Origin of the sequence: Streptomyces sp. NPDC096040, assembly GCF_040303265.1 — a bacterium.
Taxonomy (GTDB): domain Bacteria; phylum Actinomycetota; class Actinomycetes; order Streptomycetales; family Streptomycetaceae; genus Streptomyces.
Window position 1 is genome coordinate 1 of record NZ_JBEOTA010000071.1, and the last position, 11951, is coordinate 11951.

At 70.8% G+C, this 11951-nt stretch carries 13 protein-coding genes; 4 read left to right on the top strand and 9 right to left on the bottom strand.

From position 1 onward, the window contains the following. Window positions 1-389 precede the first annotated feature (389 nt). From ABTY98_RS41535 to ABTY98_RS41575, 9 genes are read right to left on the bottom strand one after another with little or no spacing between them, the layout of a single operon-like run. On the bottom strand, window positions 390-851 hold the full coding sequence (locus ABTY98_RS41535; protein WP_352226364.1) for a hypothetical protein: 462 nt from the start codon (window positions 849-851) through the stop codon (window positions 390-392). A gap of 2 nt (window positions 852-853) precedes the next feature. Then, window positions 854-4405, bottom strand: a complete 3552-nt coding sequence (locus ABTY98_RS41540; protein ID WP_352226365.1) for a phage minor head protein — start codon at window positions 4403-4405, stop codon at window positions 854-856. Further along, window positions 4398-4655 carry a hypothetical protein gene (locus ABTY98_RS41545; RefSeq protein ID WP_352226366.1) on the bottom strand — a complete coding sequence of 86 codons (258 nt, stop codon included), beginning with the start codon at window positions 4653-4655 and terminating at the stop codon, window positions 4398-4400. The genes ABTY98_RS41540 and ABTY98_RS41545 overlap by 8 nt, the downstream gene beginning before the upstream one ends. Beyond that, the gene (locus ABTY98_RS41550; protein WP_352226367.1) at window positions 4648-4902 is read right to left on the bottom strand and encodes a hypothetical protein; all 255 of its coding nucleotides are present in this window, start codon (window positions 4900-4902) and stop codon (window positions 4648-4650) included. The genes ABTY98_RS41545 and ABTY98_RS41550 overlap by 8 nt, the downstream gene beginning before the upstream one ends. Beyond that, a complete protein-coding gene (locus ABTY98_RS41555; protein ID WP_352226368.1) occupies window positions 4895-5278 on the bottom strand; it encodes a hypothetical protein in 384 nt (127 codons plus the stop codon). The genes ABTY98_RS41550 and ABTY98_RS41555 overlap by 8 nt, the downstream gene beginning before the upstream one ends. Continuing rightward, window positions 5271-5501: a hypothetical protein gene (locus ABTY98_RS41560; RefSeq protein WP_352226369.1), complete on the bottom strand. Its 231-nt coding sequence runs from the start codon at window positions 5499-5501 to the stop codon at window positions 5271-5273. Before ABTY98_RS41560 ends, ABTY98_RS41555 begins: the two co-directional genes overlap by 8 nt. Further along, window positions 5491-5700 (bottom strand): hypothetical protein, encoded by a 210-nt coding sequence (locus tag ABTY98_RS41565; RefSeq protein WP_352226370.1) that lies wholly within the window; start codon window positions 5698-5700, stop codon window positions 5491-5493. Before ABTY98_RS41565 ends, ABTY98_RS41560 begins: the two co-directional genes overlap by 11 nt. Next, window positions 5697-8702: a hypothetical protein gene (locus tag ABTY98_RS41570; protein WP_352226371.1), complete on the bottom strand. Its 3006-nt coding sequence runs from the start codon at window positions 8700-8702 to the stop codon at window positions 5697-5699. Before ABTY98_RS41570 ends, ABTY98_RS41565 begins: the two co-directional genes overlap by 4 nt. After that, the gene (locus ABTY98_RS41575; RefSeq protein ID WP_352226372.1) at window positions 8699-9040 is read right to left on the bottom strand and encodes a DUF1360 domain-containing protein; all 342 of its coding nucleotides are present in this window, start codon (window positions 9038-9040) and stop codon (window positions 8699-8701) included. The genes ABTY98_RS41570 and ABTY98_RS41575 overlap by 4 nt, the downstream gene beginning before the upstream one ends. Before the next feature lie 313 nt (window positions 9041-9353). Between ABTY98_RS41575 and ABTY98_RS41580 the strand changes: the two genes are divergently transcribed. The 4 genes from ABTY98_RS41580 to ABTY98_RS41595 all read left to right on the top strand — a co-directional run bounded on the left by ABTY98_RS41580 (window position 9354) and on the right by ABTY98_RS41595 (window position 11858). Continuing rightward, the gene (locus tag ABTY98_RS41580; RefSeq protein WP_352226373.1) at window positions 9354-10055 is read left to right on the top strand and encodes a hypothetical protein; all 702 of its coding nucleotides are present in this window, start codon (window positions 9354-9356) and stop codon (window positions 10053-10055) included. Next, window positions 10052-10540: a hypothetical protein gene (locus ABTY98_RS41585; protein ID WP_352226374.1), complete on the top strand. Its 489-nt coding sequence runs from the start codon at window positions 10052-10054 to the stop codon at window positions 10538-10540. Before ABTY98_RS41580 ends, ABTY98_RS41585 begins: the two co-directional genes overlap by 4 nt. Window positions 10541-11067: 527 nt before the next feature. After that, window positions 11068-11562, top strand: coding sequence for a hypothetical protein (locus ABTY98_RS41590; protein WP_352226375.1), 495 nt, complete (start codon window positions 11068-11070; stop codon window positions 11560-11562). A 68-nt stretch (window positions 11563-11630) separates the two neighbouring features. Next, on the top strand, window positions 11631-11858 hold the full coding sequence (locus tag ABTY98_RS41595; protein ID WP_352226376.1) for a hypothetical protein: 228 nt from the start codon (window positions 11631-11633) through the stop codon (window positions 11856-11858). Window positions 11859-11951: the final 93 nt, after the last annotated feature.

Genomic DNA, 11951 nt, shown 5'->3' on the forward strand with positions numbered 1-11951 from the left:
CCGCCGCGATCTGGCACAACTTCCAGACCGGGCAGGCGGTCAGCCGCTCACTGACCGCCTATGACCACTGACCGTGTTCGGAAAGACTCGTCTAGAGACACAAAGCGTGACTTGACCTGCAGTTTCGCTGTCGACTGTCCGAATCGTCCGTGTCCCTAGGCGTCGACATCTTCGCTGGTCAGCGCGTTGGCGACCGGGCCGCGCTCCCCCGACAATTCCGCAAGAAGTGGAGGTGCTTCATCACGTTTCGCCCATATATGCGGGCTACCCTCGCCAGGGAGCGGCGAGAGTCGAAGAGCGCTACGTATTCGGGTAGCGTGGCGTCAAGGCCCCCCGATATAAGCCCACTTGGCGGTATTCAGTGCGCTGACCAGCGAGAATGTTCACGCCTAGGGACACGCCGTTTCACTATGCCCTGCCGCATCCTCCCTGGTCAGCCCACATTTTGTGACTCTAGGTGACGTGACTTCTGCGGAACCCCGGTGGGCGGCGGTGGCCTTTTTACTGAGCTTGGGAGCCTCGGCGAGGACGGGCGGGTGGGAGTGGACGACCTCCCCCGTCTCCCGCTCGCGCACGAACCCGGTCCCCAGGGTCTCGGCGTGAGCCTTGGCTGCGTCCAGGTCCGAGGACGCGAACAGCACCGCCCCCTTGCTGGTGGCAGTCACCTCGTATGTCTCGGTGTGGTGGACGATCTCCCCGGTGCCCTTGATACGGACGGCGCTGCCGGCGTACCGCTGGGCCACGGTGGTGGCGGTCGGCTTGGATCCGCTGGTGAAGGCGACGCGGCCACGGCCGCCCTCCATGGCCACCTCGAACTGCGTACGGCCTCGCTGGTTGCAGGCGCATCCCATGGCTACTGGTCCCCCTTCGGGTTGGTGGTGGTGTCGGGCGCGAGGACGGCGGCGCTCATGGCCTCCACCTCCGCGCGGCGTTCGGTGTCCCGGCGAGCCAGGGCGGCCTGGAGACCGTCCAGGAACGCGGGGTCGTTGAGCAGCGCGGCCGGGGTGTCCGGGACGTGTCCGCCGCGTGCGTCCGGGCTGTGTCCGCGCAGGCCAGCGACGAATCCGGCCGTCGCCTCCTGGCCCAGCACCTCCAGGCGTCCGGACCGGTCCGGACGCTGTCCGGTGCCCGTGTCCGGGGTATCCAGGACAGCGGCGGCGCTGGCGGCCAGGGCGAGGTTGCCGCGCTCCACGACGGAGGCGAGCAGCGGGGAGGAGTGCCCGGGCACGGGCACGGACAGCACGGCCCGCAGCTGCCACCGGCCGTCTCCGCCCTTCTTCATGTGGTAGCTGGGCTGGCACCCCATGAACACGGTGCGGTCCCAGTCCGACAGCCAGGGCGCGGCTGCGCCCGAGAACCAGAGGCCGCGGTCGTTCATGCCCACGGTGACGATGCCGGCGACGGTCCTTGAGTCATCGAACTGGCACGCCACGTCGTTGCACTCCGCCCCGTCCCTGCTGTGGGGGGCGTTCATGGTGAAGGCGCCGGCCTTGACGGTCTCCCCGTTGTCGAGACGGAACCGAGCGCGCAGGAAGTGGGTGGTGTCGATGTCACCGAGGCTCTCGATCGTCAGCTTCCGGTTGGCGAACCCGGCGTGCGGCTCCCCGGCCTGGGCCACCCACCCGTAGATCCGGCCGTCCGCGTAGTGCACGCCGCCGGAGCCCGGGGGCAGCTCCTCCGCGGTGGGTTCCGAGAACCAGGCGGCGGGCATGGGCGGGAGGTCGCGCATGGCCGTCCAGGCGGAGGCCACCAGCTCCGTGAGGGCGGCGTCCTCTCCGTCCACCACGGCGGCCGAGGCGGTCGCCTCCGCGCTCGGGCCCTCCGGGATGGTGGAGGCGCCGACGTACAGGCCGCGGGCGAGGCGCACCAGGTGGCCGTCCTTGGTGGCGGCGCGCAGGTGGCGGCGGGCGCTCTCCATGGTGAGGCCCAGGGCCTCCGAGACCTCCGCGGCGCCCACCGGGTCCGGGCAGGTGCGTACGTACCGGATGACGCGCTGGCGGGTCTCCCCGCCCGCGGTGGCGGCGGCGGTGACGGCGGCGTTCACCGCGGCCACGGCCTCCTCGTCCGTCTCGGGCGGGTCCAGCACGATGCGCGCCTGGTCGTAGGCGGGCATGGACACGAGGGTCGCGCCGCGCAGCCGGGCCCGGGTGATGCGGATGAGGAAGTCCCCGGCCTGCTCGGAGTGCAGGACCACGCCCTCCTCGTCGTCCGGGTCGCCGGCCGCGGCGGTGAGCTTGGGCAGCCGCGCTCCGTCGAACATCTCCAGGGCGGCGGCGGACAGCCGGCCGTCCGGGCCGGTGATGAGCTGCGCCCGGTGCTGGCGGCGCGTCAGGGTGGTGCCGGCGGCGGTGGCTTCCACCTCGGTGGCGGCGCTGATGACCCAGCCGCCGTCTTCCAGGCGCATCACGGACGCGTACGGGATGGACGCGGCGAGCACCAGGCCGCCGTCCTCGCCCTCCGTGAGCGTCTTGTCCACGAACTCCACGTCGACGCTGTCCAGGTCGACGGAGACGCCCAGGGGCGCGGGCGGGTCCTGCTCCAGCAGGCCCACCGCCTCATAGCCTGCCCGCTGGGACAGGTACAGGGGGCCGTTGCCGGTGATGCGGTCGCCGTCCCGGCCGTACTTGTTGATGGCGCCCGCGAGCTCGGCGCCCTCATGGCCCATGCCCATCTCGTCCGCGTACTGGAGCGGCCACGGGCCCTTGCCCTCCCAGTACAGGGCGCCCTTGGCGAAGATCCGGCCGTCGCCGGTCTCGGTGTTCTCGAATGCCAGGGCCACGCCGTCCGGGGTGGACCAGGTGCGGACCGGCAGCGCGGCCGTCAGGGCCGCGGCGGTCGGGTTGTCCATGGGGGGCTCCTCCTCGGGGCCGAGTGGGATGTCCGTGGCCTCGCCGGCGAACGCGACGCGGACGTGGGTGAAGGTGAGCGGGCCCAGGCGTTCGGCCATGGCCTCAAGCGGCCAGGTGTCGGTGGTGTACGCCCCGGTGACGTGGGGGACCCAGGGCGAGTGCTGGTGTGGGGTGTCGGGGCGTTCGTGGGTGTCCTCCAGGGCGTCCACGGCGATGTTGCGCGCCTCATGGAGGGTGGCCGCCTCCTCATCGGCGTCGCGGTCATCGCCCACGGCGTACACCCAGGCGGGGTCTTCACTGGTGGGGTTCCAGTGGTTGACGCCGAACGCCACCGCGGGGACGGGGCCGGGCAGTCGGGCCGCGCGGGAGCGTACGCCTGCGATCAGCTCATTGCGCTGGTCCTCGGTCCAGCCGTCCGCTTCGCCGAGGAACCACAGGGTGCAGTGCAGCTCCTCGGCCGGCTCCCCGTCCCCCAGGGCCAGGCGCTCGATGTCGGCGGCGCTGGGGACGAGGGCGATCATGGCGCCGGTGTGCTCGGTCGCCGCAGCAGTTCGCGCCTCCTGCAGCACCTCACCCCAGGAGGTGTCTGCGGCTTGTCGCCACTGATGCCCGGACCACCGCCGTGCATTTGAAAGCGGCCTCGCCGAAGCCACCTGCCTTTCCAAGGTAGTCAGGTGCTCGCCCAGGTTGTCCAGGCCGAGCGAGCGGGCCACGTCCGCCGGACTCTGGGCGGGCACCAGGCGTTGGGCGTAACGCTGGAGCGCGGAAGCGGAGGCGCTGCGGTCCGGGGCGTGGTGGAGGCGCAGGATGCACCGGCAGTTGCACACCTGGGCGGGCGGGGCGCTGGGGTCGCCGGGGTGCTGCATGTCGACGCCGCCGACCTCGAACGTGTCGTCGAGCAGGCGCACGAACCCGTCCACGTCGTGGTGGTCGTCCCGCACCCGGGAGTTCCGGCGGGTCCGCCACTGCTTGACGATCGGCCGGTCCGGGCCGGTGAGGGCCTGCGCGGCGGCGAGGGTTGCCGTGTTCCAGGCGCGGGCCGCCTCCGTGGTGGAGATCAGGGATTCCCGGCCCTGCCCCAACTGGGCGCCCTCGCGCTGGAAAACGGCGAGCAGGCGGGCGCGCAGCGCCTCCACGTCCTCCCCCGCGTCCACGCCGGCGGCGAGCTCGCGCACGGCCACCTCGGCGAGGCGGTCGCCCACGGCGCGCAGCAGGTGCTCCGTGCTGGTGACGTACTGGCCGATCCCGTCCGGGAGTTCCTCGCCGCGGCCATGGCGGCCGGGTAGGTCGTCCCACCCGTCCGGCAGCGTCTCGTCCACCTGGTCGGCCGCGTGCTGGGCGGCCTGCTCGGTCACGCCCAGCAGGCGGCGCACGAGGCGCGGCACCCGCTGGCGGAACATCGCGCCGATACGGGACACGCTGAACCGGGCGGCCACCAGCTCCGTGGCCGCGTCCAGCTCGTCGGCGAACTCATCTGCCACCTCCTCCAGGACGGCGCGCACCTCCGCTGCCACGTCCTCCTCTGCGGCGGCCAGGGCCTGCTCCAGCTCATCCACGAGCGGCCTCCGGTTCGGCGCCCGCCAGGGTGACCGCCCCGGCAGCGTCTCGGTGGAACAGCCAGGTGCCCAGCGTGAGGACGCCGTACCCGGTGCTGGCGGTGAGGTTCACGTACACGTCGGCTTCCTCGCCTGGTGGCTGCTGGTCGAAGTGGGTCACGGCCAGGGCCGCCGCCTCCTGGATCAGGTCCACGATGTAGGCGGCGCTCGCCGGCGAGGCGGCCCCGGAGATGAACGTGGGGTCAGCCATGGCGGGCCACCTCCCGGGACGGGGCCGGGGCGCGGTCGGTGAAGGGGGCGTCCACCTGGGTGGCGCGCTCGCGTTGGCGCCAGGCGTGCAGCTCCTCCCACAGCTCCACGCCCGAGCAGGCGGCGCACCAGCCGTGGACCTGGTGGGCGGTGATGCTGTGCCCGGGCGGCGCCTTGACCTCCAGCGGCTGGCCGTTGGGCGCCGCCCCGGCGTCCGTCGGCGTCTGGGTTGCGGGTGTGTCAGCCACGGGCGGAGTCCTCCATCGTGGGGTGGGGTGTTGCGTCGCAGACGGTGCAGTGCGCCCAGCCGCCCGCCTGGTGCCGCCGGCCGTTGTCGAGGACCAGGGTCACGGTGACGACGGTCAGGGCCTCCTGGCCGCATACGGGGCACAGGTGGTCGTGAGTGGCTTGCAGGTCCACCGTTCTGCGGTTGGCCTCGGAGGCGGCCAGGGCGGCCTGCTCGGCGTCGTGGCGCCTGTTCTCGTGGACGCGCCAGGCCACGGCCTCCCCGGGCAGGTCGTGGCCCTTGCAGTCCGCGCACCAGCCGTGCACGCGGTGGGCGGCGGTGGAGTGGCCCCACAGCTCCGGGCCGTGCTCGGGGGTGGGAGCGGGCGGGTTACACATCGCCGGGTGCTCCTTCCTCCAGGGCCGGCGTGTTCGGGCACGGCTCCACTGGGCCGGTGTAGACGGTGGCCGGGCCGCCGGCGACGAGGAGTTCCCCGCCGGGGCCCCAGAGCTTGAAGTCGGTCACGCCGGTGAGGCGGGTCATGCGCGTGACCGTGAGGCCCTGGCACTGGTGGCACAGGTCCAGGCGGTCCACGTGCTCGGGGCAGTGGTCAGCCGACACGGGACGCCTCCGGGGGGTCGCAGGTCTCGCACCATGCCCAGTAGCCGACCGTTGCCACGCCGTCCCGGGTGAGCAGGACGATCTCCCCGGCCAGCAGGGTGTACGCCTTGCAGGTGGAGCACCATTCGGCGCTCACGTTGGCTGCCGACGCGGTGACTTCCACGTCGGCGGGGCGCGGCTCGGTCGGCCGGCGGGTCATGCCGCGAGCCCTAGGCAGGAGTTGCGCAGCAGGCGCACCGTCTCCGCGAACGAGTGCTTCATGCGGGCGGCGATGAGGGCGCGGGCGTAGTTGTCCAGGGTGTCGATCAGGCACTCCGCCTCGAACCCGTACCGGGCGGCCATCTCCGGGACGCGGTCCCAGGCCCCGACCAGCAGGTGCCACTGGTCGATCTGCTCGTCCGCGACGGGGAAGTGGGTGTGCAGCTCCCCGGGCGGGATCTCCCGGGAGCGGCCCCGCTCGCTGCGGGGGCAGGCTGGCTTGACGCGGATCTTCTCGCCGACCATGCACATGGCGTTGTGGATCACGCCGTCGATGGCGGCCAGCACCGTCTGGTAGCGCAGCGCTTGGAAGTCCGCCTCGACGGCTGCGGGCTCGGCCGTTGGGGTGGCGGACGCTGGGACCTCCTCCGTCTCGGCAGGGGGCTCTGTGGGCCGCTCGGGCTCCGCGTTGGACTCGTCCACCGGCAGCTTCCCGTCTTGGCCGCCCTGCGGTTGCTCGTTGTGGCGGGCGCGTTCCTCCTCGGTGGGGGCGTCGGAGTCGTTGAACCCGGTCTCCCGGCGCAGCGCGGAGTCCGAGATGGCGCCCCGCTCGTGGACCTTGAGGGCGGTCTCGGCGCGGTTGGTGCGCACGCGCAGGGGGCTGGTGTCGTACCAGACCATGCAGTCCAGGGCGTCCGGGACGTTCTCGGCCTCCAGCAGCGGCTGGAGGTACTGGGACGTCAGGGCGTCCGCCACGGTGCCGAGCTTGGGCTCCACGCCCAGGGTGATGGCCTCGTCCTTGAGCGCCCAGGCGCTGTTGCCCGTGAAGAACACCGAGCCCTCATGGCGGGCCAGCCAGGTGCCGTTGGGCGTGGTCGGGCACCAGATGGTGCCGGTGTAGGTCTCCTCGGACAGGTGCTTGGCCTGGACGGCGAACGTGGTGGTGTCGGATGCCGTCACGAGGTTCTGCGTCTTCACGCGCGGCCCGTTGGCCGATCGCCCTTCGCTGGTGTGCTCGCGGCTGAGCGGGGACCGGCCGGACAGGATGATGGCCAGTTCGAACGCGTCGAGCATGGCCGGGTCCTTCTGGGTGAGGACCGGCGTCTTGCTGTTGATGAGCCAGCCGTCACCGCGCACAGCGGTGTCGATGAACAGTTCCAGTTGGGACTGGGTCAGCTGCCGGATGAACTCCAGGGACACCACCCGCTCCGGGGCGTGCTCCAGGATGACCGCCCCGGCTGCGGCGTTGAGCCGGTAGTGGGCGACCTGGAAATCGCTGCTGTACGTGACCCGCCAGCGCGGGGTCCCATCGGCGGTCTTGTCGTCCTCCTTCAGGTACCGGGAGACCATCTGCGCCGAGACGCCCAGTTGTCGGCCGATCTCGGCGTACGACAGCTTGGGGTCGCGCTGGCGCATGCTGCGGGCCGCTGCACGGCGCTCCACGGAGGCTGCTGTGGCGTACCGGCCGCCCTTGTCCAGGCTGGCGCTCGCCGGGCCGAACAGGGACGTTAGGGCCCGTTCGATCCGCGCGCAGTTGTCCGGGTTGACCATGTGGGACTGGTGGATGAGCACCTTGGGGGCGTTGCGGCCCGGCCGTACACCCGTGCTGCCCTCGGTGAAGTACCAGGCCACCAGCTCCACCAGGGCGTCGGCGTACTTCGGTTCGGTGGGCAGGTCTGCATGGGGCGCTGCCAGCACCAGGTGCTCCAGGAAGTGGCCCTGTGCGTCCGGGCGGGTGCGGTCGTGGAGCAGGTCCTTACTGGTGGTCCAGGCCCGGCCCCGGTGCTCCGGTCGACCGGTGAGGATCGGCCAGCGGTGCGCGCCTGTGGTCAGGGAGCTGTGGCGCTTGCCCTTGATGCGTACCAGCGGCTCGTCCACGACCTGCCAGGTGTTGACGGCCTGGAGGGGCTGCCACTCGGAGAGGCCGGTGTCGTGATTGAGCGTCAAGACCAGTTCGCCCGGGGTGAGCTGTTCATACGTCTTCCACCCGTTATGCGTCATGATTTGCACAGTGGGCAACGTACACCAGTGGTTGATGTCGCCCTGGCCCAGCAGGATCTCCGCCGGGACCTCCAGGCCGTTGGCGAAGCGGGTGATGGCCTCCTCGCGCAGCTGGATGGCGAGGGTGTCGAAATCGCTCTCGAACGTGAGGCGCTTGATGTTGGGGATCTGGTCGGCCGGGACTTCCAGGATGATCGGGACGGTGGCGGCGGCGCTGTCGGGTTCCTTGTAGGCGGTCTCGGCGACCGTCATCAGGACCTCGATCAGGTCGTCTTCCTCGTCGCCCTGGTTGGGCGTGGTGGGGAACTTGGTGCCCTGGGGGACGAGCACGATGCCCCGGCCGGTGAGCCGGGAGCGCGCGATGGCGGCCACGGCGGCGTTGAGCAGCTTCAGCTCCTCCAGCAGGCCGAGGCTGGACCGCACGGCGCTGTCCGCCTCCAGGTGGCGGCGGGGGTGGGCCTCCCACACGCGGATGGCCACCGGCTCGTCGCTGTCCCGCGGGGTCGTCTCGTCCTCCGCGCCGGGGATGGCCACATCCTCCCCGTCGATCTCGGCCACCAGCTTGGTGCCCTGCGGCTTGACCTCCTGGGTGGACAGCACCCGCCAGTCCGCCGCCACGGCGTTGCCCTGGCTGTCCTCCCTCGGCCGGACCACGATCCACGCCTCGCCGGCCACGGTCAGGTGGGGGCCGAAGGAGCCGAGGAGCTGCGCCTGGCCGTTGAGGCCGCCGGCGATCTCGGCCACCAGCTCCCGCGCGCGGTGCCCGTTGGGGAGGGGGACGACGTTGCCCTCATCGTCGCGGCGGCCGGCGATGAGGCGGGCGCGGCTCATCGCGTTGGAGTACCAGCGGGCGGCGAACCGCACCTCCGGGGTCTCGTCGTAGAACAGCCAGGCGCGCTCTTGCCAGGAGCCGTCAACTGGCTTGGTGCGCAGGCGGCGTGCGGTGTAGCGGGCGGCGGAGGCGGTCAGCTCCCCGCGGCGCGGCCGGGTGGGCGCGGTCATCCGTGGATCCGTCCCAGCGTGTCGTCCAGGCGGTTGAGCATGACGGCAAGGCCAGCGACGGCCAGCCACTCCACGCCGTGGACGACCAGGGGCGCCTGGTGCCATGCGCCGGTGGCGAGCAGGTAGGTGGCGAGCAGCGCGCCGGAAACCCACCAGCCCATGCAGTACACACAGGAGATGAGCGTCACCACTGCGGTGCGGACCGTGGAGTCCTGGCGGTGTTCGTGCCAGGCGATGACCCGGTCTCGCGCGGCGTCGAGGATCGTGTCGTGGACGGCGAGCTGGGTGCCGCGGTAGCCGGCCAGCCCGAGCAGGGCGAGGTGTGTGAGGTCAAGCAAGGTCGCCCCCTGGCGGAACGTGTGCTTCCGGTTTGGTCGGCGGAGCATGATAGGCCACGCCAGCAAGTGCTCTCCTGGGGGCGAACATGCAGGTCAGGCCCGTGAGTTCGATCACGTCCGGCTGGTAGCGTGTGCCTGGTTCCGAGCGGGGACAGGCGGGTGCCAGCGAAAGTGCCGATGCAGTGCCCGGGCGGCGCAGGCGTGCACGCCCTGCCCGTCGGCGTCCTTCCCGTCGTTGAACCCTGTGCTCTCTGGGAGTTGCGCCGATATGGTGTTGGCCAGCCGTGTGGCGTGACCCAGGGGGGTGAGCGCGGTGTCGTTCCGGAATGGGTTTCGGGGACTGGTCGCCCGGGGCCAGGCGACGCTCCGTCGCACAGCGGCGGAGATGTGGCGGCAGCGCTACGGTCCGCCCCTTGGGAGTGCGCCCGTAGCCGAATCGGACTCCCAGAACCCGCCCCCCTTTTGGGGCTCCGGGGACGAGAAGGACATCCGTAAGCCCCGCGAGCCGTTGCGGTTTTATGGCATCAGGAGCAGTGAGCTGTTCAGTCTCGCTGACCTTGCGGCCAGTGCTGAGGAGGCGGCGGGTGAGCCCGCGCACATCGACGCCCTCGCGTTGATGGAGATCGAGACGGGAGGCCGGATCTCCAGGACGGCCCTTCTTGCAGCCATGCGTAAGGCTCTGCCGCAGGAGGACTACGACTTCATACTCAGGGGGCTCGAGCCGGGAACCCCGATCTCCAGAATGGAGCTTCTTGGAGCCCTGGGTGAAGCTCTAGTGGCGGCAGAGGCCTTGTCCGCCCAGACGGCTCAGCGGGTCGGCCACGCCGAGGATGACCAAGACGTCGGCGAACTGTGGCCTCTGTCAGCCGAAGAGGCAAAGCTCGTTTCAGGAGCAGCGGCGAGCACGATCAACCACACCTTGGCACGGCTTTTCTTGCGGCTCGGGCCGCCTCCGACAGGCGCAAGCGGAGACTTCATGCCGGTGTCCAGCGGGGGCGGAGGAGCACACCAGTGAACAGGGGAGGCCAACTGCCCGCGAACTGGACGCCGGACGACGAGGACCCCATCGTCTCAGCCGGTATGCAGATCGCTATGCAGTGGCGGGAGTTGGGCGCGGAGCAGTTGAAAGCTGCACTGTCCGCCATGGAACCGGAACTGCGCCGGGAGCACCGCCAGTTGATGCTGCGGTTGCAGATGCAGCACGAGGCGGAGCAGCGCCGGCATGAGGAGCGCCGTGAACAGCGGGCCCACAAGCGGCAGATCACGGAAGTGATCGTCGGCGCGATCCTGGCCCTGGCCATGCTCGGTGCAGGCGTCTACGTCGCCCCCCGTTCCTGGTGGTTGGCCACGCTCCTGTGCGGGCCGAGCCTCTTGGCGCTGGCCAAGGTGTTCGTGCTGCGGCGCAGCGATCCGGACGACATGAAGTACGTGTCTGTCGTCGCTCGGTCGGCTAAGAACGCGGCCGGCGAGGCACAGCCGCCTCAGCCGCCCGCGGCCTAATCGGGAGGTTGTTCCCGGGTCGCCCTCAGCGAGGTTGGCGTGGCTGCGCGGCGCGCCCCATGCTCGTCTCTGGGCGCTCCCTCGCACCCCGGTTGCGTCCCTGTGCCCACTTCTACCGTGACCGTATGTCCGGTAATGGTGAGATAGTCCGCGACGTCTTGGCGGAGCGCTGGGTGCCTCGGTAGCCGGCCAACCCGAGCAGGGCGAGGTGGGTCAGTGGGATCAAGGTCGCCTCCAGGCGGAATGTGCCGATGCAGTGCCCGGGCGGCGCGGGGGTGCACTCCCCGCCCGCCGGCGCCCCTCCCCCGCCGCCCCAGCGGTTTGCGGGTCGCACGAGCGCACCGTCGCCTCGCTCACACCCCTTTCGCGGAACCAGCAGCCTGACACCGGGCGTTACTACTGGCATGGTGGAGCCGATAGGAGCAGCGACGGCCGGGGTGTCACGTGCCGTGGGGACCGCGCTTGGCCGAGCACTGACGACTCGTAAAGAGCGGGTCCCTTTCGGCGGGCGTGAGGAACGGCGGGAGGTGTACGCCCAGTTCCTCGCCTGCGCCGTTGAGACGGAAACTGTCGCCGGGCTGTCTCATGTGCAGTCCAGCCGGCACCAGCGGTGGGTGCACAGGGTGTGGCAGCGGACGCCTGTCCAGTCGGCGCTGGCGGATTTGCAGCGGGCGCTGGCGGAAGTGGAGCTCGTGGGCAACGTGGAGCCGGTAGAAGCGGCCCTCCAATACAGCAGCTACCTCAAGGCACGCACCCAGGCAGAGCCTGTGCCGGAGCGGAAACCGGATCCCCTTGCGCACATCCACTTGCGGGACAGGTTCATTCAGGCGTGCCGCCGAGATCTGCTCTACGTACCCCGCTGGTGGCAGGTCTGGCGCCCTGTTTTGTGGGACACGTGGGGACGGGCGAGCCGGGAGCGCCGAAGGTTGGGCAAGACGGTGAGGTCTCTTCAGCGGCGCGGGGAGCTGCCGAAGGATCTCAGTTTCATCCCACATTTCCAGAAGGCCTCCCGCCGCTTCTAGCTTTAGCGCCGTCCCAATGCTCCGGATAAGCCCTGCCGCGCCCGTGTGCGCGCCCCTACCGTGGGCGTATGTCCGGTAACGGTGAGATAGCCCGGGACGTCCTGGCGGAGCGCTGGGAGGCGCTGGAGGGGCCGCCGCTGCTCCTGGTAGAGCGGCCCGCCGAGGACGGCGGCCTGGACCTGCTGATCTACGACGAGCACGGCGCCCTGGTCGACTCGTCGTTCGTGCCAGCCGAGTTGGTCGACAGGGACGAGGTGGCCGTGGCCGTCAGCGTGCCCCGGCAGCGCCAGCCTTAGGACTGGTAACAAAGTGAGTTTGTAGCCGGGGCTGGAATGACGGCGTGTCAGTTCTCGTTGATGCTGCCCGGATGGGGGTGTGAGGTAGCCGAG

Coding starts and splice junctions, on each gene's coding strand:
- ABTY98_RS41595 (WP_352226376.1), top strand. CDS start 11,631: ATGTCCGGTAACGGTGAGATAGCCCGGGACGTCCTGGCGGAGCGCTGG.
- ABTY98_RS41545 (WP_352226366.1), bottom strand. CDS start 4,655: ATGGCTGACCCCACGTTCATCTCCGGGGCCGCCTCGCCGGCGAGCGCC.
- ABTY98_RS41570 (WP_352226371.1), bottom strand. CDS start 8,702: ATGACCGCGCCCACCCGGCCGCGCCGCGGGGAGCTGACCGCCTCCGCC.
- ABTY98_RS41535 (WP_352226364.1), bottom strand. CDS start 851: ATGGGATGCGCCTGCAACCAGCGAGGCCGTACGCAGTTCGAGGTGGCC.
- ABTY98_RS41555 (WP_352226368.1), bottom strand. CDS start 5,278: ATGTGTAACCCGCCCGCTCCCACCCCCGAGCACGGCCCGGAGCTGTGG.
- ABTY98_RS41565 (WP_352226370.1), bottom strand. CDS start 5,700: ATGACCCGCCGGCCGACCGAGCCGCGCCCCGCCGACGTGGAAGTCACC.